Origin of the sequence: Aromatoleum aromaticum EbN1 (assembly GCF_000025965.1) — a bacterium.
In the GTDB taxonomy this organism is placed as follows: Bacteria; Pseudomonadota; Gammaproteobacteria; order Burkholderiales; family Rhodocyclaceae; genus Aromatoleum; species Aromatoleum aromaticum.
This window is the reverse complement of the sequence record NC_006824.1, coordinates 179,312-204,245: the sequence shown is the minus strand read 5'-3', so window position 1 is coordinate 204,245 and position 24,934 is coordinate 179,312. Positions and strand designations below refer to the sequence as shown.

Below are 24,934 nucleotides of genomic sequence, written 5' to 3'. Positions count from 1 at the left end.
ATACGGTTCAGGGCGCAGTGCGTTGGCACCCGCGCAGCACCCTCGGCCGGCCCGATGATCGCCATTGAAAAAGGAGACGACTTTGACGAATACCCCTCCGAAACGTCCGGGTCTGGGGCGCTCGACACCTGCGGTGGCCCCTCGATCAACGAGCACGCGCAGGTGCTCGACTGCGGCACCCCCCTCCCCGGCCTGTGCGACGTGGGCAACTGCGTGGCTAGCCCCTTCGGGGCGGGCCTACTATGGCGCCAGCCACACACCCTCCGCGCCCCCCTCACCTTCGGCTACGTCGCCGCCCGCCACGCCCTCGCCCGCAGGGCCAAGGCGTGAACGCCCCGATGCGCTGGACGATGGACGTCGCCGCGGGCAAGAAACATGGGCGTCTTGGGCCGCAGCACATGCACTGCCCGCGCACTGCCCGCGCGGTCCTGTCCGCCGTATGCGCCCGCGGCAGCATCCACGCTGCAGGGAAGGTCTCGAAGGAAGCGGGGCCTGCCGAAACCCAAGCCGGCGTAGTGTCGGCCCAGGGCACCTCAGTCGTGGTAAGGGGCGCGAGCGCCCGTTGGCAAGTGAGCGGGCGCCGCGTGATCACCCACTCGGCCGGCGGCAGGCAGTATGTCGCACCCACCTCCGGCAAGGTCTCCCACGCCACTTTCGGCGTGCTCGGGAAACCGAGCCTGGTCATCATCGCACTCAGCGCGGGCACGAAGGCCGAGCAGACTAGCCACCCCGCCAAGGCGGCGTCGAGCCGGGCCGCCCGGTCGGCAAAGGGACCCGAGGCAGCGGATCTCGCCCAGGGTAAGGCGACCTACGTCGCAATCTGCAGCGCCTGTAACTGTCCTGGCGGCGAAGGCAGTACCGCGGTTTGAGCACTAATCCCTCTCCAGCCGTCCGTGATGACAGGGCACGCTGGAAAAGAGCATCGCCACTCCCCCAGCTGCCGATGCCAACGCTCTATCCCTTCATGCTCTCGGAACAGGACATTATCGATGTCGCTGCTTACATCTGCACCCTTTGACCGAGCTTGAGTGCCTCCCACGTTCGCCGGATCGAGGCCGCTTTCCACGACTCTGTACCCCACGCCCCACCACGCAACGCAGTGCCTCGCGGGGGAGTTCTTTTCATCCACCAAACGGAAGGAGGCTCCATGCACAGATCGTTCTGAAAAAAACCGACCGATGACAGCGCAACCGAGGGCTCCCCTTCTAGCCCATGCTTCTTGCCGGACAACGGTGTCGCAGGAGGACAGGGAAGTCTGGAGAACGAGGCCCACAGCGCGCTTTAGAGCAGCCATGAGACCGTCCTATACGGGCGAACTGAAGAAAAAGGAGTTGGAGATGCGAGTGGAAGAAAAGATTGCGATCCTGACCGGAGCGGCTTCGGGAATCGGGCAGGCGACGGCGCTGCGTTTCGCCCGGGAGGACGCCCAAGTGGTTTGCTTTGACTGCAAGAGCCTCGATGAGACCATCGGGGCGATCGAGAACGTCGGCTGCAGCGCTATTGCTTATCAGGGCGACGTAAGGCACGCCTCCGACTGGAAGGAAGTCGTCCAACAGACGGTGGATCGCTTCGGCCGCATCGATGTGCGGGGGAACATCGGGGGAGTGGTCTCAATCGGGCCGGACAATGTAATCGAGCAGACTGAGGACGGCTGGGATCGCATCGTCGACATCAATCTCAAAGGCACTTGGCTGGGGATGAAGGAGGTCATGCCGGTCATGATCAAGAACGGCGGCGGCAAGTGTCACTGCCGGATGTAAGTTGATACGGGCTGCCGATTGAAAGTTGATACACCGAGTTGAGAAGATCGGGCCATTTGGAGCCCGGGTGATCACAGACGAGGTGTATGTGGAAATCGAACTGTTGAGGCGTCACGGGTTGAGCCTTCGGCGGATCGCCGCCGAGGTGGGGTGTGCGGTGAACACGGTGCGTGCGCACCTGGCGTCGCCGGGGCTGCCGCGCTACGCGCGCAAGGTCCAGCGGGTGACGAAGCTGGCGCCCTTCGAGGCGTACTTGCGCGAACGCCAGGCGGCGGCGCATCCGCACTGGATTCCGGCCTCGGTCCTGATGCGTGAGATCGTGGCGCAGGGCTATCAGGGTGGCGCCAGCCAGCTGCGCGCGTTCATGCACATGCTCAAGCCGGCGCAGCCATCGGAGCCGGTGGTGCGCTTCGAGACGGCGCCGGGCCACCAGATGCAGGTCGACTGGGTGGAGTTTCGCAAGGGCGCGCAGCCGCTGTACGCGTTCTGCGCCACGCTCGGCTACAGCCGCATGAGCTACGTCGAGTTTGTCACCGACATGAAGGTGACGACGCTGATCGGCTGCCACGAGCGCAGCTTCGCGGCGTTCGGGGGCGTGGTGCGCCAGGTGCTGTACGACAACATGAAGACCGTGGTGCTCGAGCGCGATGTCGACGGCGAAGGCGCGCACCGCTACCACGCCGGCTTTCTGGACTACGCCCGTCACGCCGGGTTCGTGATCAAGCTGTGCCGCCCCTATCGGGCACGGACCAAGGGCAAGGTGGAGCGCTTCAACGGCTATCTGCGGCGCTCGTTCTACGTGCCGCTGGTGGCGCAGTTCAAGCAGGCCGGTCTGGTGCTCGACGCCGCCACGGCCACGGTGCAGGTGCGCCGCTGGCTCGACGAAGTCGCCAACGTGCGCGTGCATGGCACCACCGGCGAGCAACCGGTAGCGCGGCTGGCGGCCGAACGGGCTGCGCTGCAGGCGCTGGCACCGCCGTGGCGGGGCGACATCGAGGGCGCCCGGCCGCAGGCTGAGGCGGCACACGACGAGGGCCCCGTGCGCCCGCCCGCCGTGCGTGCGCACCTCGAAACGGAACAACCCGCCCAGCATCCGCTGGCCGTCTACGACGCGTTGCTGCAGACGCTGCAACAGGCGCAGGAGATCGGCGCATGAACCTGCAATACGAACGGATCCAGGCGCTGTGCCAGACGCTGAGCCTGCCGCTCACCGCCCAAGGCTACGCCGCAGCGGCCCAGCAGGCGGCCACCGACCAACTGGCCTACAGCGACTTCCTCGAGCAGTTGCTGCGGGCCGAGGCGGCCGGTCGTCAGAGCCGCAAGCAAAGCATGCTCACGCGCCTGGCGGGCTTCCCCGCGATCAAGACGCTCGAGGACTTCGACTATGGCTTTGCCAGCGGGCTCAAGCGCAGCCAGATCGAGGAGTTGGCCAGCCTCGCCTTCGTCGAGCGTGCCGAGAACGTCGTGCTGGTGGGCCCCAGCGGGGTGGGTAAGACCCATCTGGCCATCGCGCTGGGCTACCGCGCCACGCAGGCCGGCATCAAGACGCGCTTCACCACCGCCGCCGACCTGCTGCTGACGCTGGTCCTGGCGCATGAGCGCAACCAGCTCAAGAACGTGATGCAGCGGGCGATCAACGCCTACCGGCTGTTGATCGTCGACGAGATCGGCTACCTGCCGATGACGCGCGAGCAGGCCAACCTGTTCTTCCAGGTGATCGCGGCGCGCTACGAGCGGGGCAGCCTGATCGTGACCAGCAATCTGTCGTTCGGGCAGTGGGACAGCACCTTCGCCCAGGATGCGACGCTCACGGCGGCCCTGCTGGATCGGTTGCTGCATCACGCGCACATCGTGCCGATCAGCGGCGAGAGCTACCGGCTGAAACACCAGCGCAAGGCCGGGATGGTGCAAGCGCTGGCGGTCGCCGGCTGAGGGCCGCGCGACGGAGCGCCCCTGCGGTCGGGCCTTCGGCCCTCCCTTCGGGGCGCTCCGTCGCACATGTCAATGAGATAGAGGTGTATCAGTTTTAAATCGGCAACCGCCGGGAAAGCGTGTCAGTTTTAAATCGGCATTGACAGCAAGATCGTAAATATCGCCTCGCTCGCCGCTCACATCGGTCTGACCAACCTCTGCGCCTATTCCGCATCCAAGGGCGGGGTCGTGAGCTAAAGTCAATTCTGGTGTATGGACCCATCCGGCATGGCTGATCAGGCGGCGAGCCGCTGCTGTTCGTGCTCTTCGTCTTTCACGGGTTCGCCGTCCTTGAAGACGACGCCGCCCATCAGTTCGGCAATGCGCTCAACGCCGCGAATCCGCCGCCAGGATTTCTCGGCTTCCTGCACGAGCTTGAAGGCGAGACCGAGGAAGCTCGAGCGCGACACGCAGTTCTTCGTGCGGGTGGTGCGGTGACGCACGGTGGCGAAGGTCGACTCGATCGGGTTGGTCGTGCGCAGGTGAATCCAGTGCTCGGCCGGGAAGTCGTAGAAGGCGAGCAGCGCGTCGCGATCCCTGACGAGCTTGTCGGCCGCCTTCGGGTACTTCGCCTGGTAGCACTCGACGAAGCGCTCGAAGGCGCTCACGGCGGCCGCGCGCGTCGGGGCCATCCAAATCTCGTGGAGCTGCGCCTTCGCCTTGGCCTGCAGGCTCTTGGGCAGCGCGTTGAGCGCGTTGAGCACGTTGGCGCTCTTGTGCACCCAGCAGCGCTGCCGGCGGGTTTCGGGGTAGAGCTCGTCGAGCGCGCCCCAGAAGCCCAGCGCCCCGTCGCCTACTGCCAGGCGCGGACCGACTTCGAGGCCACGAGCCTTGAGGTCGCGCAGCAACTCGAGCCAGGACGCCTTCGATTCGCGGTGCCCGTCGCCGACCGTGACCAGTTCCTTGGTGCCGTCGAGCCGCACGCCGATGACGACCAGCAGACACTGGCGGGCATCGTCCTCGCCGCGCAGGCTGGTGTGCACGCCGTCGGCCCACCAATAGACGTAGCGGCTGCCGGACAAATCCCGCTTCATCCAGCCGGCGTAGTCGCTCGCCCACTCGGTCTTCAGGCGGCTCACCACGTTGGGGGACAGGCCCTTGGCCTCATCGCCGAGCAGCACGGTGAGCGCCTCGCGCATGTCGCCCGTCGAGATGCCCTTCAGGTACAGCCACGGCAACGCCGCCGACACCCGCGCCGAGCGGCGAACATACGGCGGCACCAAGGCGGAATTGAACTTCACCCCAGCGCCCGAGCGGTCACGCACCTTGGGTACCCGCACCTCGACGTTGCCGACCGCCGTGAGCACCTCGCGTGCCGGCAGGTAGCCATTTCTGACCACCGCTCGGCTCCCGCCCAGCATCCGCACGTTCTCGTACTCGGCCAACAACTGCTGCACCTCCACCTCGATCGCCCGCTCGATGAGATCCCGCGCGCCGCGCCGGATCAGCTCCTCCAGGGACAGCCCCACTTCCGATTGCTCAACCGACTGCTCACTCGTATCCTTCTTCAAGGCGCGCCTCCGTGGTTGCTGAAAATTTGGTCTCGACAACTCAATTCTCAGCAGAGGCACGCCGCCTCATCAAGCCCTTCTATCAGGATCTGGTCATACACCAGTCTTGACTAAATCTCCGGGGTCGTCTCCCTGACCCGCTACGCGGCGATGGAATACGCCAAGCACAACATCGAGGTCAACACGATCTCCCCGGCATCATCAAGACCCCGATTCTCGGCGACACCACCCCCCAGATGACCGAGATCTTCAGCGCGGCAACGCCGGCCAGACGGTTGGGCAAGCCCGAGGAGATCGCCAACATGGTGCTCTTCCTCTCCTCCAGTGAGGCCGACTTCATTACCGGTATCACTCACATCGTCGACGGCGGCTGGGGATCCCACTAAGAACCTATCCCGGTAGGTCGACTGCCAAATCGCCGGGGGGTTGATTTGAGAGGACACGGCGATGGGACTGGTCTGCAAGGATGACGGGTGGCGGCTGCCGGACGAGTTGTGGGCGAAGATGGAGCCGTTGTTGCCAGCGCGCAAAGCGCACCCGCTGGGCTGTCATCGGCCGCGGGTGCCGGACCGAATCGCGATGAATGCGATTCTGCTGGTACTGCGCACCGGGATGCAGTGGAACGCGCTCAACGGCAGCGGGATTTGCTCGAGCAGTTCGGCGTACCGGCGGTTTGCCGAATGGCGCGATGCGGGCGTTTTTGGGCGCTTCTGGCACGAGGGTTTGCTCGAGTACGATCGCCTCGAGGGCATTGACTGGAGTTGGCTGTCGTTGGATGGGGCGATGACCAAAGCGCCGTTGGGTGGGGAAAAAAACCGGCCCCAACCCTACGGATCGCGGCAAAGGCGGCGTCAAGCGCAGTCTGTTGACCGAGGCGAGCGGCATTCCGCTGGCCATTGAAATCGATGGCGCGAACCGCCACGACATGAAGCTGGTCGAGGCGACGCTGGGCAAGCTGATGGTCAAACGGCCAACCCCGAGCATGACACGACCGCAGGGCCTGTGCCTGGACAAGGGATACGACTACGACGAAGTGCGGGAGCTGGTAGCCGGCCTCGGATTTACTGCCCATATCCGCGCCCGCGGCGAGGAACAGCGTGACATCCGGGAACTCGGCTATCGAGCGCGGCGGTGGGTCGTCGAGCGGACCCACGGCTGGCTCAATCGCTATCGTCGCCTGTTGATACGTTGGGAGAAGAAAGCCGACTCCTACCTCGCCATGCTGCACTTTGCCTGCGGCATCATCACTTGGCGGGCCACTGGCCTACTGGAATAGGTTCTAATACTACAGTTGCAGATGCTCTTGAATTACACGGCGGTAATGACAGTCCTTGGCATAGGCTTGGTGTCGTCGTCGCCAGTAGGACCAGGCGAGGGCTGCGGCCGGTTGAGGCGGGCGGTGCCAGACCAGGGCAAGCAGCAGGCGCCGGATCTCGGGCACGGTCAGGGGTAGCAGCCCCGCCGGGCCTTGAACGCCTGCAGCGAGGAGCGCGGAGGGGCGGGACTTTTTTTGAGGTCGAAGTCGATCGCCGCCCGGCGCAGCACAGCCAAATAGGCGTGGGCGAGTAGGGCCAGTGTGATGTGCCGGTACTATCCGGTCCAACTGCGCACCTCATAGTGGTCGAGGCCCACGAGCTGTTTGCTCGCTTCGAACCCTTCCTCGATCGCCCAGCGCCGTCCGGCCACGCGCACCAGCTCGGGCAGCGCGGTGCCGAAGGGGGCATAGACCGCATAGTAGGCCAGCTCCCGGTCCTCACCCAGGCTTCTGCGCACCAGCAGGCCCCGCTGCTGGGACGTCATCCAACTGAGCATCGGCACAAAGGCCCAGTCGTACAGACGCGGCCCCTTGGCGCCATCGCCGGCCGACAGTCGTTGCCACCCTGAGTCGGGAATCTCCTGCGCGATGGCCCGCGCTCTTTGCTGGCGCATAGTCTCGCGCCAAAGATGCTGGGTGCGGGCAATGGCCAGCACATAGGAACGATCCTGCTCCTCGAGCCACACCCGCAGGCGCCGGTCATTGCCGTACACCTCATCACCCGCTACCCAGGCGAAGGGGTGCTCGCCTCGATGGCGCCCTCGATCAGGCGCCGGGCCAGCTGCGGTTTGGTGGCAAAGCCGGTGTCCCTGGGTACACCGGCCGCTTCGCAGCGCGCCGCATCGTCCGTCCATTCGCGCGGCAGGTACAACTCGCGGTCGATGAAGGCGCGCCCGTGCTCGCCGGCATAGGCGAGAAAGACGCCGATCTGGCAGTTCTCGATGCGCCCGGCCGTGCCGCTGTACTGGCGCTGCACCCCGACCGAGTGGCGCCCCTTCTTGAGAAAGCCCGTCTCATCGACGACCAATACCGCTTCGGGATCTTTCAGATGCCTCGTCACATAGGTGCGCAGATCGTCGCGGACCGCGTCGGCATTCCACACCGCGCGCCCGAGCAAATGCTGGATCGCCGCCGGGCTTGCCTCACCGGCCGCTTCGGCTAACTGCCAGCCGTTCTTGCGCTCGGCCGGTCCGAGCAGGCCACGCAAATAATCCATGGCATGTCGGCGAACATCCTTGCGCGAAAAACGCCACCCGATCTCCTGCACCAGCGCTTCGAACTGCTCTGACCAGCGCTCCACTTCGGAGAACGCCCGGTGGGGCGCCAACTCAACCGCCTGCCTCAACATCACTGCCACCCTCGACTGCAGCCAACCTCGCTTTGACAGGCGTCGGACAAGAATGATCTGCAACTGTAGTACTAACAACACACAATGGCCGATGCGAGCGGCCGAACCGCTTGCATCGGCCATTGTGGATTCCTGCGCAGCGAGCGTCCGAACCTCTGTCCGTCCGCAAACCGCTCCGCCTTCCGTGCCTTCACAAAGAACCGGGATCCCAAGCCACCCCCATGCGTCTCTTCACACGCCGGCCCTTGGCCCGAGACGGTTGCTTGCCGACACGTGGAGCGACAAGGTGGCAGGCCTGGTCAGGATCAGGCAACCACCTCGCTGTCCATAGACACGTACTCCGCCAAAGCGTCGCCCTGGACAGTGTTATGGCGGCGCATCAATTCATACGCCTCGTCGGCGTTGCCGTTCTGAATCGCAGCAACGATCGCGCCGTGCTCCACCTGAGTCTGGTCCTGCCGTTCGCCGCGGCCGAGTTGAAAACGGCGATACGGCACCAGCGGGAGCACCAACTTGTTCGTCAGCTCGATCAGCACATCGTTGTGCGTCGCGCCGATCACGATCGCGTGGAAGCGACGGCCGAGCCGAAAGAACTCCTCCTTGTCGGCCGCCGCGAGAGCCTTGGCTCCAAGCTCGTAATTCTCCACCAGCGCGTCCCGCTCTGACTGCGTCATGCGGCGCGTAGCGAGTCGCGCGCACATTCCTTCCACCTCGGACAATGCTTCGAAAGACTGAAGCAAGCGTCGGACATTGAGCCTTGCGACCGTCGCCCTCTGCCGGGCGCTTTTTTCGACGAGACCGGACTCAATGAGTTGAAGCATTGCCTCGCGGATCGGCGTGCGCGACACCGAGAAGCGTTCGCTCAGTGCGTCTTCATCGATCGGACTTCCGGGAGGCAAGCGCCCGCTGAAAATGTCTTGCTCGATGGCCATCCGCACCATTTCTGCATGGGTTACTTTTGTTGTCTTTCGCATTTTCGTTGTCTTGAGCGCGTTGGATTATATATTATATAGACAATAAAAGTATACAGCACGAGATTAGCTCTCCGCATTGCGCTGATCGAAAGCAAGACATTTTCTCAGACCAAGTCCCCCTTTCGGTTAGCAAGCGGGTGTCGGTCAGGCACGGCACCGCACTCACTCGTCCCCGCTCACACCCCCGCGGACGCGAGTGGCCGTCGGACAGCGGACGGCCGGCTACCGCCTTACGTTCTGATCAATTATGACGGTTCGGCGGCAACTCGACCTCGTGCAGCAAATTTTTGCATTGAAATGCCCCCCAGCCCTCTAATGAGAGGGGTGTGCACTCCGAGACTGAGCGCAAAAACGGAGACCAGCGATGCATTTACAATATGTTGCACACTACCCGAATATAACTTAACGTGGCCCTCACCCACACAGTTCCTCTAGCGGACCCATGAGGGTGGAAGGCCGCCTCCTCCGGCTAGATTCGCCCACTGCAGTCCACGCGGCTTAGGTAGAGCCCCGGTGCCCTGCGCCGTCCCCCTGGGAGACCTTCTGGCCGCGGTCGTGTTCATTTTTCACCGGCAAAAATATATATTGATCGCACTCATAATATAATTTAGGATCGCTTCAAGGGTGCTGCACACGATGTCGAATGCCGGCGATGGGCAGTTCTGGGAGTCTCCCACCGTTCCCGCGCAGGCCGGACGACACTGGCCAGCTGAAGCCTGATTACCGAAGGTCGTGGCCTTCACACTCTCGAACGCAAAGCTCTTAACACCAAAGGAGAAGATAGATGACGGATAGCGCGACGGAACAACAAGCCCCTACTCCGGTCTTTGATCCGGTTAAGCTCGAAACGGTGAATGCCGGCAAGGACTATCCGATGGAGCCGGAGGAGTTCAAAAAACTGTTCGAGCACAATTGCTATTGCGAAATGGCTCACATCAACAAGAACGGCTTCCCGATCGTCACGCCGATGTTCTATGTCGTGCGCAACGGCGAGATCTGGGTTAGCAGCATCCGCAAACATCGCCACAAGGTAATGGATCTCGAAAACAACCCGAAGGTCTCAGTCTGCATTCACAACGACGGTGCCAACCTCCGTCACCAAAAGGCGATCCTCGTCATCGGTCACGCCGAGGTGTCCACCGACGACCCCATCATGCGCGAGATCCACTGGGCGATCCTCGACAAGTACTGGTCCGAGGTGAAGGGTGAAGAGCAGCGTCAGGTTGCCTTCGACGCCATTCATACCCCCCTGCGGGCAGTGATCCGAATCGTGCCCGACAAGACCCTGAACTGGGACTTCGGCAAGATGATCAACGCCTATACCCCGGGGGTGTGGTTCCGCGAGGCGTACGACATGTCCGCGAAGTTCATCTGATCGGGGCTGTGCACCTCATGATCTGTAATCGGACCGGGTGGCCACGACGCAGCTTGCGACCGTGTCCGGTCTGCGGCACTTGATGTTGCTCGGGATCCCCTGATTCTATCGCCCGCTACCGGCGGTGGCGGGCGACGACAAAGCAACTTGTAATGTGAGCAGGCACTTTGGGAGCATTCCTGTGAGCACTTTCAACAGCCTTGAATCGCGGTCGTATGGGCAAACCAATGACGTATTACGAGACGCCCTCCTCGCGACCGATCCCAAATCCCTGATGGCGCAGGCGGCTGCGCTGCGCGACGAGGGCCACGGCCGCATTCAGACCTGGTCACCCAAGGTCTTCATTCCGCTCACGCAGTTGTGCCAGAACGTCTGCCACTACTGCACCTTCTCGCGACCGCCGAGCCGCCTGGAGGCAGTCTATCTCTCGCCCGAAAAGGTCTTAGAAATTGCGCGCACCGGTCAGCGGGCCGGCTGTACGGAGGCGCTGTTCACCCTTGGCGACAAGCCGGAACTGCGCTTTGCGCACGCCCGCAAGGAGCTCGCCCGTCTCGGACACGAGACCACTCTCGGCTATCTCGCCGAGATGTGTGACTTGGTTCTGCGCGAAACCGGCCTGCTTCCCCACGTCAATGCGGGAGTGATGGACGGGAACGGCATCGCCGCGCTGCGCCGGGTGTCGGTATCGCAGGGCCTGATGCTGGAGAGCCTGTCCGACCGCCTGTGCCAGCGCGGGGCGCCCCACTATGGTTCGCCCGACAAAGTCCCGGCCGTGCGCCTGGAGACTATCCGCCATGCCGGCGAGTTGGCCGTGCCCTTCACCAGCGGAATCCTCATCGGAATCGGCGAAACCCGTGAGGAGCGCATCGACTCCTTGCTCGCCCTGCAGGTCCTGCACCGGCAGTACGGGCACATTCAGGAAATAATCATCCAGAATTTCCGCGCGAAGTCGGGCACGCTGATGGCGAACAGCCGCGAGCCGGATCTCGACGACCTTTTATGGACGATTGCGGCCGCCCGCATCATCTTCGGGCCGGAGATGAACATCCAAGCGCCGCCCAATCTCAGCCCCGCGACCTTCCCCGCCCTGATTTCGGCCGGCATTAACGACTGGGGTGGCGTCTCACCGGTGACGCCCGACCATGTGAACCCCGAGGCGCCCTGGCCCGGAATCGAGCGTCTGCGTCAAGCCACCGCGAGCCAAGGCAAGCTCCTCGCCCGGCGGCTGCCGATCTACCCCGAGTACGTGCGCGAGACGGCACGCTGGCAGGACGCCTCGGTCGCGCACCACGTACTCCAACTCAGCGATGCCTGCGGCTATGCGCGCGATGATGCGTGGGCGCCCGGGACGACGGCGGCGGTTCCGCCGACTCCGGCTGCGAATCTCCCCGCAGATGCGCGCATCGAGTCGATCATCCGCCGAGCGATGGACGGCCAGGGACTGGACGAGGACGAGATCGTCACTCTGTTCCACGCTCGCGACGTCGATTTCCAGCGCGTCTGCTCTGCCGCTGATGAACTGCGCCAGTGGGTGAACGGCGATATAGTCACCTACGCGGTCAATCGCAACATCAACTACACGAACATCTGCTCATACAAATGCGGCTTTTGCGCGTTCTCTAAGGGCAATACTGACGAGGCGCTGCGCGGGGCGCCCTACGACCTCGACCACTCCGAGGTCGTGCGCCGGACGCAGGAGGCGTGGGCGCGCGGAGCGACTGAAGTGTGCATGCAGGGCGGCATCCATCCACACTACACCGGGGACACCTATCTCGCGTTGTGCCGTGCGGTAAAGAAGGCTGTGCCCGACATGCACATCCACGCCTTCTCGCCGCTGGAGATCGCGCAAGGCGCTGCCACGCTGGGCCTCACCGTCGCCGGCTACCTGATGCGGTTGCGCGCCGAGGGCCTCAGCACCCTCCCCGGCACTGCGGCCGAGGTCCTCGATGACGAGGTCCGCGCTGTCCTTTGTCCCGACAAGCTCACTACCACCGAATGGCTGGAGATCATGCGCACGGCGCACTCTGTCGGCCTCAAGACCACCGCGACGATCATGTTCGGCCACGTGGACATGCCGCGCCATTGGGCACGCCACCTCTTGCACATCCGCTCGCTGCAGGAAAAGACCGGCGGCTTCACCGAGTTCGTGCCGCTGCCGTTCGTGCACATGGAGGCGCCGATCGCGCTGAAGGGACGCACCCGGCGCGGACCCACCTTCCGCGAGGTCCTGCTCATGCATGCCGTCGCGCGACTGTCCCTGTATCCGCTCGTGACCAACATCCAGACATCGTGGTGCAAGCTGGGCCACGAAGGCGTCCGCGCGGCGCTCAGGGCGGGCGCGAACGACCTCGGCGGCACCCTCATGAACGAAAGCATCTCGCGTGCGGCCGGCACGCAGCATGGCCAGGAGATGCCGCCGAAGGTGATGGAGGCGCTCATCCGCTCCGTTGGCCGCATTCCGCGCCAGCGCGACACACTGTATCAAGCGGTCACCGAGGAAATTCATCAACGCGGCCTCGAGGCCGCCCCGCTCGCGCCGCTGATCCTGACGCCGGCCAAGCGCAAGAGCCAGGGGCGCTGCGAGGAAACCGTTGTTGGTTAACGAAGGAAAAGGACAGCAAAGCATGAGCACCAAGAAGAATCTCCCAGTCATCGGCGTTCTCGGAGGCACCGGCAAGGAAGGCGGCGGACTCGCGTTCCGCTGGGCGCACAGGGGCTATCCAGTGTTTCTCGGTAGCCGCTCGGCCGAAAAGGCGATTGAGGCCGCCGCGGCCATGAACAAGGAACTGGGCATCGACCGCGTACGCGGCGGCAGCAACCGCGAGGCAGCGGCGGCAGCGGAGATCGCTGTGCTGAGCGTGCCCTACGCCGCCCAACGGACAACCATAATGGAGGTGCAGGACGCCCTGAAGGGCAAGATCCTGGTCGACGTGACGGTCCCCCTCATGCCGCCCAAGGTGAACCGGGTACAGCTACCCGACAACGGCTCCGCCGTCGAGGCGATCCAGAAGCTGCTCGGTGCCGACGTGCACGTGGTGTCGGCGTTCCAGAACGTCTCCGCGCATCACCTGAAGGATCTCTCCCACGTCACCGAGTGCGACGTGCTGGTATGCAGCGACGATCCGGTCGCCAGTGACGAGGTGATCAAGCTCGTCCATGCTGTCGGCCTGCGCGGCTGGAATGGCGGCGTGCTGGCCAATTCCATCGTGGCCGAGGGCCTCACCTCGGTGCTGATCGCTCTGAACCAGCGCTATAAGGTCCCCAGCGCCGGCATCCGTATCACCGGCATCCCGGACGCCAAGGTGATGTGATGGCCAGGCAACCTGCCGCGATGTCCCTGCGGGCGCTGGCCGGCATTCCGCTGGTGAAACCCGGGGACGATCTAACGGAGATCATTCTGGGCGGTTTGGCGGCATCGGATGCCGAGCTCGCGCCTGGCGATGTCGTCGTGCTGGCACAGAAGATCGTCTCCAAGGCCGAATGCCGGCAGGTTGCCCTCGGCAGCGTCACCCCGTCGGCGCAGGCCCTGGAACTGGCTGCTGCAACGGGCAAGGAGCCGCGCCTGGTCGAGCTCATCCTGCGCGAATCGACCGAGGTGGTGCGCTCCTGCCCCGGCGTGATCGTTGTCGCCCATCGCCTCGGCATGGTGATGGCTAATGCCGGCATCGATCAGTCGAACGTCGATCATGATGGCGTCCAGGATCCGGGCGAGGAACACGCGCTGTTGCTGCCGCTCGATCCCGACGACACCTGCCGGCAGATTCGCGCCTCGCTGCGAGAGAGCTGCGGCGTCGATGTCGCGGTGGTGATCATCGACAGCTTCGGGCGGGCTTGGCGCAACGGCACGGTGGGAACGGCCATCGGCGTGAGCGGACTTCCCGGACTGCTCGATCTGCGCGGCGAATCCGATCTGTTCGGGCGCGCCCTGCGGACCAGCGAACTGGGGCTGGCCGACGAGGTTGCCGCCGCCGCGTCGCTGGTGATGGGACAGGCGAGCGAGGGCCGGCCCGTCGTCCTAGTGCGCGGCGTCCCCTACGAGCGACGCGAGGGCAGCGCCGCCGAGCTCATCCGGTCCAAGCACCGGGACATGTTCCGATGAAGGCCGGCGGACAACGGATCGTGCGGAGGGCGCAATGATTCTCGCACTTGCCGGCGGCGTCGGCGGCGCGCGCCTCGCCCGCGGCCTTGCCGCCGCGCTGGCGCCCGAGGCGCTCACCATCATCGTGAACACGGGCGATGACTTCGAGCATCTGGGCCTGCATGTGTCGCCCGACATCGACACGGTGATGTACACCCTCGCCGGGCTCAACAACCGGCAGCAGGGCTGGGGACTGGCCGGCGAGAGCTGGGCCTTCATGTCCGCGCTCAGGCGGCTGGGCGGCGCGACTTGGTTCCAGCTGGGCGACCAGGATCTGGCCACACACGTCGAACGCACCTGGCGGTTAAAGACCCAGCCCCTGTCCGCCGTCACCGCGGAGTTCTGCGCGCGCCTTAACGTGCGCCATCGCGTGGTGCCAATGACCGACGACCCGGTGCGGACCTTGGTCGACACCGACGAAGGCCGTCTCGCCTTCCAGGACTATTTCGTGCGCCGGCAGTCCGCACCGCGCTTCCGCGCCATCAGCCTGGCCGGCATCGAGGCGGCCCGACCGCACTCCGCCCTGGCGGCAGCGCTGGCCGATCCCGCGCTGGCCGCCATCGTGATCTGCCCGTCCAATCCGGTGCTCAGCATCCGGCCGATTCTCGCCCTGCCCGGCATCACCGAGCTGCTGCGCCGGCGCCGCGCGCCCGTAGTCGCGGTGTCGCCTTTCATCGGCGGCCAGGCGATCAAGGGGCCGGCAGCCAAGATCATGCACGAGCTCGGTCTGCCGGTGAGCCCGGCCGGGCTGGCGTCGTTCTATGGCGACCTCCTCGACGGCCTGGTCATCGACCGCGCCGACGCGGCGCTGGCCGAGGGCTTGGCCGGGCCAGCGATCATGGCCACCAACACCCTCATGCGGGACGACGCCGATCAGGAACGGCTCGCTCGCGAAACCCTTCACTTCGCTTCACGCCTGCACCCTATGCGCCGCCAGCCCACACCCGATGAGGACATCGGACGGACGCGCGGCCTGCCAATCCGGCCGCGTCCTCAAATCCACTCGCGCTAGGGGAACCGACATGTGGACCATTCTGCCAGCCAAGAATCTCTGTCGGGCTAAGCAGCGCCTGGCCGGGCTCCTGACCCCGGAGGAACGGGGCGGACTGTTTCACGCCATGCTGAAGGACGTGCTGACGGTGCTCTGCGCACATCCGGCCATCGAGGGCGTGGTCGTGGTTTCCGATGATCCCGCGGCGCGCAGGCTGGCCGAGCAGTATCGGGCCGAGTTTCTCGACGAGTCCGGGCTTTCCGCCACCGGTCTCAACGCCGTCGTGCAGGCTGCGGCACACCGTCTGGCCGAACGCGGTATCGACGAGGTCATGGTGATCCACGGCGATCTGCCGCTCATCAACCACGCCGAGATCACGCACCTCATCGACACCCACCGCAGCGCGCCGGGGCCCGCATTGACGTTGGCGCCGGACCGGCAGCGCGAAGGCACCAACTGCCTAATCTGCACCCCCGCGAGCGCGATCGAGTTCAGCTACGGGGCTTCGAGTCTCGTTAAGCACGCGCGTCAGGCCAAGAAAATCGGCGCTGCCGTCCACATCGTGCGCTTGTCCGGCATCGGTTTCGATGTCGATTGGCCGGACGACGTGCTCGCCCTCATCGATCAGCCGGAGCTCGGCGCCGGCAGGCACACGGTTTTGTATCTTAAGGACAGTGACATTGCCGCACGGGCCAAGACCATTACATGCCGGAGCGAAAGCATCGTCGCCTGAGGGGCCGGCGGCCTGCGCGCGTGCCGATGTTTCCGATGTTGTCTTCTCTACTATCTGACCTAGGACCCGATTCATGAACGATGACATTCTGTACCGCCAGAAAGGCCATGTTGTCACCCTGACGATGAATCAACCCGAGCAGCGCAACCCCCTGACTGGCAATCGCATCGTGGAGGGTTTTCTTGATGCCATCGACCGCATACAGCAGGACCAGAGCGTTCGCGCGGTGATTGTCACCGGTGCCGGCAGCGCCTTTTCCTGCGGGGGGAACATCAAGGAGATGGAACGCCAGGCCTCAGGCGAGATCGGTGGGATGGACATTCGGCAGGGCTACCGCAGCGGAATCCAGCGCCTGCCGCTGGCGCTGTTCACCCTTGAGGTCCCGGTCATTGCCGCGATCAACGGCTCGGCTATCGGCGCCGGCTTGGACGTGGCCTGCATGTGCGATATCCGCATCGCCTCGACCCAAGCCAAGTTCGCCGAGAGCTTCGTCAAGCTCGGCCTGATTCCCGGCGACGGCGGCGCCTGGCTGCTGCCACGGGTTGTCGGTCTGTCACGCGCGGCAGAGCTCACCTTTACCGGCCGGACGATCGACGCGGAGCAGGCTTTGGCTTGGGATCTCGTGTCTCGCGTAGTTCCCGCGGACGAGTTGCTAACTGCCGCCCATGAGCTGGCCGCGCAAATCGCCGCCAATCCGCCGCACGCGGTGCGCTTGGCCAAACGGCTGATGCGGGAGGCCCTGCATACGCGCTTGGACACGCTATTGGAGATGTCCGCTGCGTTCCAAGTGTTGGCCCACCAGGCACCCGACCACAAGGAAGCCGTTGCGGCATTCCTGGAGAAGCGTGCCCCGGTCTTTGGCATGGCAAAGGAGGATTGATCGCGCACCGGGGTCCGGAATCATCCGTCGCCCCCAGCCAGTCGGCCTGCGACTGAGATGTCCTGTCTACCGTGCACACTCCCGCCTCAAGCGGCGACGGCCTGTCTGCTGAATTGTTGAGCAAACACGGCCGGCGCCAGATACTAACTTTCCCGAAAGTAATGCCATATGGGCGATAATATGCGGCATGAAATGCAAGCGAACTTCCGACGGTCGCGCCCACGATCATCACACCTTGCAGGTGATGCGGCAGCAGGCCATCAAAGCGGTGCGTGAGGGGCAGACCGTGCAGAGCGTCGCCGCCTCGTTCGGCGTGAATCCTCGCAGCGTCTTCCGCTGGCTGGCCGACTTCGCCAACGGCGGCCAGAACGCCCTGCTCGCCAAGCCGATCCCGGGACGTCCGCCCAGGCTCAGCGCCGAGGAGATGGCCTGGCTCGCCCGCGCGGTCCGCGACCACACCCCGCAGCAGTTCAAGTTCGAGTTCGGGCTGTGGACGCTGACGCTGATCCGTCACCTGATCAATCGTCAGCTCAAGAAGGAACTGTCGGTTTCCTCGGTCCACCGGCTCATGAAGATCCTGGGCTTCAGCGCCCAGAAACCGCTCTATCAGGCCTGGCAGCAGGATCCCGTGCTGGTGCGGACCTGGGAGACCGAGACCTATCCCGCCATTCGCGCCGAAGCGCGTGCGACGGGCGCGACGATCTACTTTGCCGACGAGTCGGGAATCCGTTCCGACTACCACACCGGCACCCCCTGGGCGCCGCAGGGCCAGACGCCGGTGGTGACGGCCACCGGCCGGCGCTTTTCGCTGAACATGATCTCGGCGGTGAGCGCGCAGGGCGAGTTTCGGTTCATGCTGCATGAAGGCTCGGTCGGTGCGAAGGTCTTTCTGGAGTTCCTCAAGCGCTTGATGATCGGCGCTCAGAAGCCGGTGTTCGTCATCGTCGATGGTCATCCGATCCACAAGGCAAAGTTGATCAAGACCTATGTCGACAGCCTCGGCGGCCGGCTGAAGCTGTTCTACCTGCCGCCGTATTCGCCGCACCTGAACCCGGACGAAACGGTCTGGGCGCAGGTGAAGCGCAAGGTTTCGCGCCAGGTGGTCGAGAGCAAGGAGGACATGAAGCGCCTCGCACTCGGGGCCCTGCGCAGCATTCAGAAACTCCCCGAGCTCGTGAAGTCATTCTTCCGGCAACCAGAGTGTCAATACGCTCTATAGTGACACTACTTATTGAAAAGTTAGTAGCAAGGCGCGAGTGGCGCCGTTGGCGGTTGTAGAAGATTTCCACGTATTCGCGAATTGCCGCCTGGGCGTGGGCCCGCATGGCGTAGCGCTGGTGAGTAAGCGTTCAGCCGCCCCACCTTTCTGAGCCGCCTGCGGATGATGAGCATAGTGTCCACGACGTTTTTTGCGGACACGTGGACACATGGACTCGGCACTCATTTCTCTTCCCGCGCCTCGGACACGGTGGCGACATTCACCGGAATTCAAGGCGCGGATAATCGAAGCCTGCTTGCAGCCGGGGATCTCTATTGCGGCGGTGGCGTTGGCCAACCAGCGCAATACCAACTTCGTGCGTAAATGGGTTAAGGCCCACCGGGAGCAGGCGCTGCAGGAGGTCTCGGCAAACGTGCGTGATGTTCATGCAGCAGAGCCGAGCAAGGAGGCCCCACCTACCTTTGTGCCGGTCACCGTGCAGTCGCCCTCCGCCGAACCCTCAGGCGACATTCGGATCGAGATCCGACGGCAACAGACGGTTGACCTGCCAGGGGATTTTCGGACCACGTGAAACTTGAGAGGATGGCTTCCAACAAGAAGAGGAAGTCATGCGAAAGAGCCGATTCACGGAAGCCCAGACGGTGACGATCTTGCGCGAAGCGGATAAGGCGCCGGTCGCCGAAGTGGCGAAGAAGCACGGGGTGAGCGAGCAGACGATCTACACGTGGCGCAAGCACTTCGGGACGATGGACGCCCGATGAGGTCAAGCGGCTGCGCCAGCTCGAACAGGAGAACGCGCGGCTGAAGAAGTTGCTGGCCGAGCGCGACCTCGAGATCGAGGTCATGAAGGAGATCGCGGGAAAAAATGTATGGTCCGCCCCGGGTTTGCAAGAGCCGCTGCCTCCGACGTGAACAGTTTGCCCTAATGTGGGGCGCGACAATCATCTTGTCCGGCGCATTGACTCGAATTAATTGTTACCGAGCCGCAGCGGTTGCCTCACCTACTTTGCTACCTGTCAGAGGCCTGACAGGGGCGACCGATGGCGAGGCGACTGAGCATGACGACACGACGGGAATTGATTACGGCAGTCGGGGAGCGGTACCGGCGTTCCAGCCGCAGCGGCAAGCAACAGATCCTCGATGAGTTTCTCAAACTGACGGGCTATCACCGCAAGCACGCGATCCGTGTGCTGGGCCGTGAAGCGCAGCCACAGAAGGCAAGGCCGGGCCCACGCCGGCGCTACGACGATGAGAGTCGTGCCGCGCTGATCACGCTGTGGGAAGCGGCCGACCGGATCTGCGGCAAGCGGCTGAAGGCGGTGATTCCGACGCTGCTCGAGTCGATGACGCGGTATGGTCATCTGTCGCTGGCCGACGAGCTGCGCGAGAGGCTCCTGGGCATCAGCGCGGCGACGATCGACCGGTTGCTCCGGGACGTCCGCCAACACGCCTTTGGCGGGCAACGCAAACGTGCAGGAGGCGTGGGCAACGCGATTCGCCGCGCAGTCCCCGTCCGCACGTTTGCCGACTGGGTCGATCCGCTGCCCGGCTATCTCGAGATCGACCTCGTCGAGCATTGCGGCGGCATCAAGATCGACGGCGACTTCGTGCACAGTCTGGTGATGACGGACATTGCGACGGGCTGGACCGAGTGTCTGGCGATGCCGTTTCGCAACCAAACATTCGTCATTGAGCACGTCGAGCGCGTGCGTGCCGCACTGCCCTTTCCGCTGCGAGGTCTCGATAGCGATAACGACACGGTCTTCATGAACGAAGGCGTGTTCGAGTTCTGCAAGAACACGGGTATCGAGCTGACCCGCTCGCGGGCCTACAAGAAGAACGATCAGGCGTGGGTCGAGCAGAAGAACGGTTCGATCGTGCGGCGGCTGGTGGGCTACGGCAAGCTGCGGGGACTGCAAGCGACGGAAACGCTGGCGTCCTTGTATCGGGTCTCGCGGCTGTACATCAACTACTTCCAGCCGTCATTCAAGCTGAAGTCGAAGACACGCCATGGGGCCCGGGTAACGAAGCACTACGAGACGCCGCTGACGCCGCTCGAGCGCGTGCTGCGCTCAACATCGGTGTCGGAGGCGACCCGGCAGCGCCTGCAGGAGGAGTTTCGCGCGCTCGATCCGGTCGACCTCCTGCGCCGTATGCGCGAGGCTCAGCGGCAGGTGGCCGAATGCTCGGCGACGGGCTCTGGGGTGACAGGCGTCAGGACGGACAGTGAGGTACCGATTGCGGAGTTCCTGACCAGTTTGAGTACGGCGTGGCAGGCCGGCGAGGTACGCCCGACCCATGGTCGGAAAGCTCGCGCGGTGCGTGATTGGCGCTCGCGCCGGGATCCTTTCGCGCACACGTGGCCGAAAATACAGCAGTGGCTCGAAACGGAACCCGGCGTCAGCGCGCAACAGCTGCAGAAACGGCTCACCGAGATGATGCCCGAGCTCTATTCCGGCGCCCAACTGCGCACCCTGCAGCGGCGTGTTAAAGAATGGCGGGCAAATCGCGCCAGGGAACTCGTAACCCGAATACTCGGCGACGCCGACGCGGTGGAGGCTGCCGCCGCTACGCGGCGTCAGCCTCCACCGCAGAACAATCCCGAGGCGACGATTACGCCGGAGTAACATCCTTCCGTGAGGCAACACGCCGGCCATGATGATTGTCGCGCCCCAGAAGCCGTCGCGGCATTCATGGAAAAGCGAACGCCGGTATTCCACGGAGGTGGCAATCCCTGAACAGGGAGAGGCGGAGCAGGGGAAGCTGGCCGAACGGATCGCCCGGTCAGCGCTTTATCAGGACGACGGCGTCAGATCTCGATACACACTTTGCCCACGTGCTGCCCGGATGCCAAGAATCTGAGCGCCGCCTGAATATCGGCCAGGGGAAACACCTCGTCGGTCACCGGCCTGATCTTATGGAACGACACGGCGCGCATCATCTCAGCGTAGCTCTCGCGATGGCCGACGGCAATTCCCTGCAGGCGGATCGAATTGGCCACGGCAGCACCGAGGTTGAGAGAGGCGCGCTGGCCGCTGACCGCACCAATGAGCGCGACGGTGCCCCCCGGGCGCAGCGCGAGCATGGACTGCTTGAGGGTCGCGCGGCCCCCGATGTCGATTACCAAGTCAGCCCCCTCCCCGCTCAGCGCCCGTGCCCGCCGCCCCCATTCCGGTTCTGCGCGGTAGTTGATGAGCTCGTGTGCTCCGATTTCCTTCAGTCGCGCGAGCTTGGCCTCCGATGACGACGTGGATATGAGCCGCGCACCGCAGGCAAGGGCAAACTGGGCGGCGAACAGCGAAACGCCGCCGGAACCCTGGGTCACTATAGTCTCGCCGGCTTTCGTTGCGCCGTGCGCCACGACTGCACTCCAGGCGGTCAGCGCAGAGCATGGAAGAGTGGCCGCCTCGATCCAGCTCAGATGATCGGGTACGCGCATGATGCCTGTTGCCGCAAGCGCCCGGTACTCGCACGCGATGCCGTCACGTCCGGCCGCCAGCGCGGTTGCCAACCGCGCCGCGGTAGGCCGGCCGCCAGCCCAGTCCTCGTAGAAGCAGCTGGCAACCCGGTCGCCGATGTTGAACTCACACACGCCCTCACCCAATTCGACGATCTCGCCCGCACCGTCAGAGAGCAGGACGAGGCCGCTCTGCTTCTGCCGCGACCCGAAGCCTCCGTTGACCACGACCAGGTCGCGGTAATTGAGCGAGGCTGCGCGCATGCGGACAAGGGCTGTCCCCGGGCCCGCTGTCGGCATGGGTATCGCGCGTACGCGCACGTTTTCGATTCCGGGTGACTCGAGTATCGCCGCCTGCATGGTCATGTGCTTCCCCGCCACCGCCATCGCGCCGTGGCCCGTGGCGTGAACCGCCTACCCGCCGAGACGAACGAAATCGATCACGGTCGGATGGGAACTCGCGAGCACGAGACGTCCGACCGCGTCGTTCCAGTAGTCCTCGGATCCGTGTGTCATGCGCCATTCGTGCAGCTCCCCCAAAGCCCTAGTGAGATCCCCAGCCACCGTCGACGATGTGGGTGATACCGGTAATGAAATCAGCCTCATCGGAAGCAAGGAACAGGACCATGTTGGCAATTTCCTCAGGCCTGCCCAACCTTCCTGCCGGTGTGTCGGCGCTGAACAGCTTGGTCATCTCCGGGGTGGTGTCGCCCAGGATGGGGGTCTGGATGATGCCCGGCGAAACCGCGTTGACCTGAATATTGTCTTTGGCGTATTCCATGGCGGCGTACCGGGTCAGGGCCACGACTGCCCCCTTGGAAGCCGAATAGGCCGCCAGGTTAGTCAGACCCACATGAGCGGCCAGGGATGCCACATTGACGATTTTCCCGCCACCGTTCTTCATCATCACCGGCATGACCTCCTTCATTCCCAGCCAGGTACCCTTGACGTTGATGTCCATGATGCGGTCCCAACCCTCCTCGGTCTGATCCAGGATATTGTCCGACCCGATAGAGACGACACCGGCGATGTTAGCTAGCACATCCACGCGCCCGAAGCGTTCCACAGTCTGCTTCACCATCTCCGCCCAGTCGGAGGCTCGTTTCACATCTCCCTGGAAGGCGCTGGCATTGCCACCCGCCGCCTCGATGGCCTTCATGGTGCTGTCCAGGCTCTTGAAGTCAAAGCAAGCAACATGAGCACCTTCTTTTGCCAACCGCAATGCCGTCGCCTGTCCAATCCCCGAAGCGGCGCCTGTCACGATCGCGATTTTTTTTTCTAAACGCATCTCACAACTCCTTCCTCGTATCGCCCGCTAGGGGCTATGTTGGCACCTGCGATGCCGCAGAGCGCCTCACGCCATCAAATCGCTGGGCCGCCGGTTGCCAGTGCCTCCCCAAGCTTAGCGGCCCAAGCAATTTTCAGGTTCGTCGTGCCCTTGATGAAGAGCCGGAGCGAGCCACAGGGCGGCTTGGTCGGCACCCTATTGGGGCGAATCCGAGCAACCCCGATCCGCTATGGTTTCGCAGACTGATCGAGGCAGTGCCGCACCGCAGTGGCCCGCACCTCGATGAGCAGCGCCGGAAAGGCAAGCGCCGTCGTGCCCACCGCCGTCCACGCCGGATAGGCATTGGGCATCAGCTCCGACTTCACCTGTGCAAAGGCCGCGAGGTCGGACATGTCCACTTGGAATGTGACGAGTTCAACGATGTCGTCAAGCGTCGCTCCGGCCTCGGCGAGAACACGCCGCAGATTCTTGAGCGCCAGCCGGGACTGCTCCTTGATGCCCTCGGCGATGTTTCCTTCGTCGTCCCAGCCGACTTGGCCGGATACCCAGATCGTATCGCCAACCTGCACTGCCTGAGAAAAACCCAGACGGCGCGACAACGCCTCGATACCCGCCGGATTCAACAGCTTTCGTCCCTGTTTTGACATTCTTATTCTGCCTATCAGATCAGCTCGATCGGATCGCCAACCCGGACGGTCGCAGGCTCGGCCGCGGTGAGGTAGACCCCGAAGTTCTGTTTGGCGTGGCGCACCACGGTACGCAGCACGGAAGGGTCTTTCGGTAGATCGCGCTGCGCCAACGTTAGCATCACACAGCGCACGACCGGGATGTGAACGCTGGTCGTCAGGGCGCCGAGGCGCAGCGATCGTCCGCACCAGTCGAACTCAACGAAGCCGGACGCGTCGTCCACCTCGACGACGAAGTTGGCCCGGAAGCGGCGTCGGTCGAATGAGCCGTGCGGATTCAAGCGCTCAAGCTCGCGCAACGCCGCAGTGGTGATCAAGTGCAGCGGCATGGCGTCGAAGTACGTGCCGGGGGGCGTGACGAAATCCATCACGTCGGTGCCGAACTGCGCGACCAGGTCGGGATAGGGCTCATCGGGCAAGCGCGCCAGCATATCCTTGAACTCCTGATCGAGCTCTTGACGACGCCGGCGAAAGCGCTGATGGTGAGCGGCGTCGTCGGCCGGCTGTAGCGGGCAGAGGTCGACCGGAATGCCGACTACCTTCGACAAATCGTCCGACATCCCCGGCTCGTGACTGCCTAGGCGGCCACCGTCGGGAAAGTCCACCTCGATGCGCGGGGACTTGCGGGCGACGCGCAAGGGACGACCTCGCTTCGTCCAATCGACGTCAATCATGTCGGCATCGCCCTGGGCCACCGGTTCGCCGACGCAGCGTGCCGAGCACTGCAACAGCCGAGGAAACTTTCGCGCAGTACGAATTTCCCCTTTGTCTCCGGGATCGCGCACGGCCCAACAGCGGTCGCCCGCGATGCCGAGCTTGCCGACCGAAGCGCTCGTGATCGACTCGCCGCCCATCGACTTCACCGGGTAGCGCCAGATTTCGACAATCCTGCCAATTGGCATTCGAACTGCTCCCTATCTTCTGATTCTTATGAAGTGGCGCTCCAGGCGCAAAAACCGCCTGCCGATGAGCCTGAGTCCGGATACGAGGTGACACGTCAGGCGTCCGGGCTTGGTTCCATCATATGCATAGGCCTCATGTTAAATATATTTTTCAGTCTATGCAATATATTCTGGCGCGTGCCGACAATACTCGCTGCCGCCCCATCTTTACTAGCTCTATCGATGATAAAAGGGCAGGGTCCATTATGCCGACCAGGGGAAAACCGCCGTCGCCTGCCGCTTGTTACGCCGTTGTCGGGGGGAAGCAAATGAAACTTCCGCAACGAAAAAGAATATATTGCTTGCTGGGAGATTATATTTTACCATCGCTTCACACAGGTCATCTT

At 63.8% G+C, this 24,934-nt stretch carries 23 protein-coding genes and 3 pseudogenes; 19 read left to right on the top strand and 7 right to left on the bottom strand.

Annotated elements, in window-relative coordinates; translation table 11 throughout:
- Nucleotides 1-54: 54 nt before the first annotated feature.
- From EBN1_RS22825 to EBN1_RS22800, 6 genes are all read left to right on the top strand, one after another.
- Nucleotides 55-330 carry a hypothetical protein gene (locus tag EBN1_RS22825; protein WP_157866801.1) on the top strand — a complete coding sequence of 92 codons (276 nt, stop codon included), beginning with the start codon at nt 55-57 and terminating at the stop codon, nt 328-330.
- Nucleotides 327-869 (top strand): hypothetical protein, encoded by a 543-nt coding sequence (locus EBN1_RS22820; RefSeq protein ID WP_157866800.1) that lies wholly within the window; start codon nt 327-329, stop codon nt 867-869. The genes EBN1_RS22825 and EBN1_RS22820 overlap by 4 nt, the downstream gene beginning before the upstream one ends.
- A gap of 423 nt (nt 870-1,292) precedes the next feature.
- Nucleotides 1,293-1,760, top strand: a complete 468-nt coding sequence (locus EBN1_RS22815; RefSeq protein WP_241762891.1) for an SDR family NAD(P)-dependent oxidoreductase — start codon at nt 1,293-1,295, stop codon at nt 1,758-1,760.
- A gap of 67 nt (nt 1,761-1,827) precedes the next feature.
- Nucleotides 1,828-2,916, top strand: a complete 1,089-nt coding sequence (gene istA, locus EBN1_RS22810) for an IS21-like element ISAzo17 family transposase (protein ID WP_011254940.1) — start codon at nt 1,828-1,830, stop codon at nt 2,914-2,916.
- Nucleotides 2,913-3,692 (top strand): IS21-like element ISAzo17 family helper ATPase IstB, encoded by a 780-nt coding sequence (gene istB / locus EBN1_RS22805; RefSeq protein ID WP_011236051.1) that lies wholly within the window; start codon nt 2,913-2,915, stop codon nt 3,690-3,692. The genes istA and istB overlap by 4 nt, the downstream gene beginning before the upstream one ends.
- A gap of 132 nt (nt 3,693-3,824) precedes the next feature.
- A complete protein-coding gene (locus EBN1_RS22800) occupies nt 3,825-3,929 on the top strand; it encodes an SDR family NAD(P)-dependent oxidoreductase (RefSeq protein WP_338390418.1) in 105 nt (34 codons plus the stop codon).
- Between the two features lie 38 nt (nt 3,930-3,967).
- On the opposite strand, the gene EBN1_RS22795 is transcribed toward EBN1_RS22800, so the two are convergent.
- On the bottom strand, nt 3,968-5,242 hold the full coding sequence (locus tag EBN1_RS22795; RefSeq protein ID WP_011254941.1) for an IS256-like element ISAzo34 family transposase: 1,275 nt from the start codon (nt 5,240-5,242) through the stop codon (nt 3,968-3,970).
- Between the two features lie 150 nt (nt 5,243-5,392).
- Between EBN1_RS22795 and EBN1_RS23030 the strand changes: the two are divergent.
- Nucleotides 5,393-5,628: pseudogene (locus EBN1_RS23030) on the top strand (SDR family NAD(P)-dependent oxidoreductase).
- A 61-nt stretch (nt 5,629-5,689) separates the two neighbouring features.
- Nucleotides 5,690-6,518 (top strand): IS5-like element ISAzo38 family transposase gene (locus tag EBN1_RS22785; protein ID WP_076611358.1). Its coding sequence is split into 2 segments (ribosomal slippage): nt 5,690-6,052 and nt 6,054-6,518, totalling 828 coding nucleotides; the frame shifts between segments, so codons are not numbered across the junction.
- A 167-nt stretch (nt 6,519-6,685) separates the two neighbouring features.
- Here the strand turns inward: EBN1_RS22785 and EBN1_RS22780 are convergent.
- Together EBN1_RS22780 and EBN1_RS22775 are read right to left on the bottom strand one after the other, a co-directional pair.
- A pseudogene (locus EBN1_RS22780) lies at nt 6,686-7,905 on the bottom strand (IS701-like element ISAzo35 family transposase).
- A 305-nt stretch (nt 7,906-8,210) separates the two neighbouring features.
- Complete coding sequence (locus EBN1_RS22775; protein ID WP_011254945.1) at nt 8,211-8,879, bottom strand: GntR family transcriptional regulator; 669 nt, start codon at nt 8,877-8,879, stop codon at nt 8,211-8,213.
- Between the two features lie 784 nt (nt 8,880-9,663).
- Between EBN1_RS22775 and EBN1_RS22770 the strand changes: the two genes are divergently transcribed.
- The 11 genes and pseudogenes from EBN1_RS22770 (at nt 9,664) to EBN1_RS22715 (ending at nt 20,842) form a co-directional block, all read left to right on the top strand.
- On the top strand, nt 9,664-10,254 hold the full coding sequence (locus EBN1_RS22770) for a pyridoxamine 5'-phosphate oxidase family protein (protein WP_011254946.1): 591 nt from the start codon (nt 9,664-9,666) through the stop codon (nt 10,252-10,254).
- 274 nt (nt 10,255-10,528) lie between these two features.
- The gene (gene cofH / locus EBN1_RS22765) at nt 10,529-12,856 is read left to right on the top strand and encodes a 5-amino-6-(D-ribitylamino)uracil--L-tyrosine 4-hydroxyphenyl transferase CofH (protein WP_157866806.1); all 2,328 of its coding nucleotides are present in this window, start codon (nt 10,529-10,531) and stop codon (nt 12,854-12,856) included.
- 22 nt (nt 12,857-12,878) lie between these two features.
- Complete coding sequence (gene npdG / locus EBN1_RS22760; RefSeq protein ID WP_041648010.1) at nt 12,879-13,565, top strand: NADPH-dependent F420 reductase; 687 nt, start codon at nt 12,879-12,881, stop codon at nt 13,563-13,565.
- Complete coding sequence (gene cofE, locus EBN1_RS22755; protein WP_011254949.1) at nt 13,565-14,353, top strand: coenzyme F420-0:L-glutamate ligase; 789 nt, start codon at nt 13,565-13,567, stop codon at nt 14,351-14,353. The genes npdG and cofE overlap by 1 nt, the downstream gene beginning before the upstream one ends.
- A gap of 34 nt (nt 14,354-14,387) precedes the next feature.
- Complete coding sequence (cofD, locus tag EBN1_RS22750) at nt 14,388-15,404, top strand: 2-phospho-L-lactate transferase (protein WP_011254950.1); 1,017 nt, start codon at nt 14,388-14,390, stop codon at nt 15,402-15,404.
- Nucleotides 15,405-15,414: 10 nt separating this feature from the next.
- Nucleotides 15,415-16,116: a 2-phospho-L-lactate guanylyltransferase gene (gene cofC, locus EBN1_RS22745; protein ID WP_011254951.1), complete on the top strand. Its 702-nt coding sequence runs from the start codon at nt 15,415-15,417 to the stop codon at nt 16,114-16,116.
- A 73-nt stretch (nt 16,117-16,189) separates the two neighbouring features.
- Complete coding sequence (locus EBN1_RS22740) at nt 16,190-16,996, top strand: crotonase/enoyl-CoA hydratase family protein (RefSeq protein WP_011254952.1); 807 nt, start codon at nt 16,190-16,192, stop codon at nt 16,994-16,996.
- 187 nt (nt 16,997-17,183) lie between these two features.
- Complete coding sequence (locus tag EBN1_RS22735) at nt 17,184-18,215, top strand: IS630-like element ISAzo33 family transposase (RefSeq protein ID WP_011254953.1); 1,032 nt, start codon at nt 17,184-17,186, stop codon at nt 18,213-18,215.
- Nucleotides 18,216-18,423: 208 nt separating this feature from the next.
- The gene (locus EBN1_RS22725; protein WP_068881207.1) at nt 18,424-18,786 is read left to right on the top strand and encodes a transposase; all 363 of its coding nucleotides are present in this window, start codon (nt 18,424-18,426) and stop codon (nt 18,784-18,786) included.
- A 37-nt stretch (nt 18,787-18,823) separates the two neighbouring features.
- A pseudogene (locus EBN1_RS22720) lies at nt 18,824-19,097 on the top strand (transposase); the annotation flags it as partial.
- A 158-nt stretch (nt 19,098-19,255) separates the two neighbouring features.
- The gene (locus EBN1_RS22715; RefSeq protein ID WP_011254955.1) at nt 19,256-20,842 is read left to right on the top strand and encodes an integrase catalytic domain-containing protein; all 1,587 of its coding nucleotides are present in this window, start codon (nt 19,256-19,258) and stop codon (nt 20,840-20,842) included.
- 182 nt (nt 20,843-21,024) lie between these two features.
- Here EBN1_RS22715 and EBN1_RS22710 read toward each other — a convergent pair whose 3' ends face one another.
- From EBN1_RS22710 to EBN1_RS22695, 4 genes are all read right to left on the bottom strand, one after another.
- Nucleotides 21,025-22,038, bottom strand: a complete 1,014-nt coding sequence (locus EBN1_RS22710) for a zinc-dependent alcohol dehydrogenase family protein (protein ID WP_011254956.1) — start codon at nt 22,036-22,038, stop codon at nt 21,025-21,027.
- Nucleotides 22,039-22,216: 178 nt separating this feature from the next.
- On the bottom strand, nt 22,217-22,960 hold the full coding sequence (locus tag EBN1_RS22705) for an SDR family NAD(P)-dependent oxidoreductase (RefSeq protein ID WP_011254957.1): 744 nt from the start codon (nt 22,958-22,960) through the stop codon (nt 22,217-22,219).
- Between the two features lie 227 nt (nt 22,961-23,187).
- Nucleotides 23,188-23,607, bottom strand: a complete 420-nt coding sequence (locus tag EBN1_RS22700; protein ID WP_011254958.1) for a RidA family protein — start codon at nt 23,605-23,607, stop codon at nt 23,188-23,190.
- 14 nt (nt 23,608-23,621) lie between these two features.
- On the bottom strand, nt 23,622-24,548 hold the full coding sequence (locus EBN1_RS22695) for an MOSC domain-containing protein (RefSeq protein ID WP_011254959.1): 927 nt from the start codon (nt 24,546-24,548) through the stop codon (nt 23,622-23,624).
- Between the last annotated feature and the right edge of the window lie 386 nt (nt 24,549-24,934).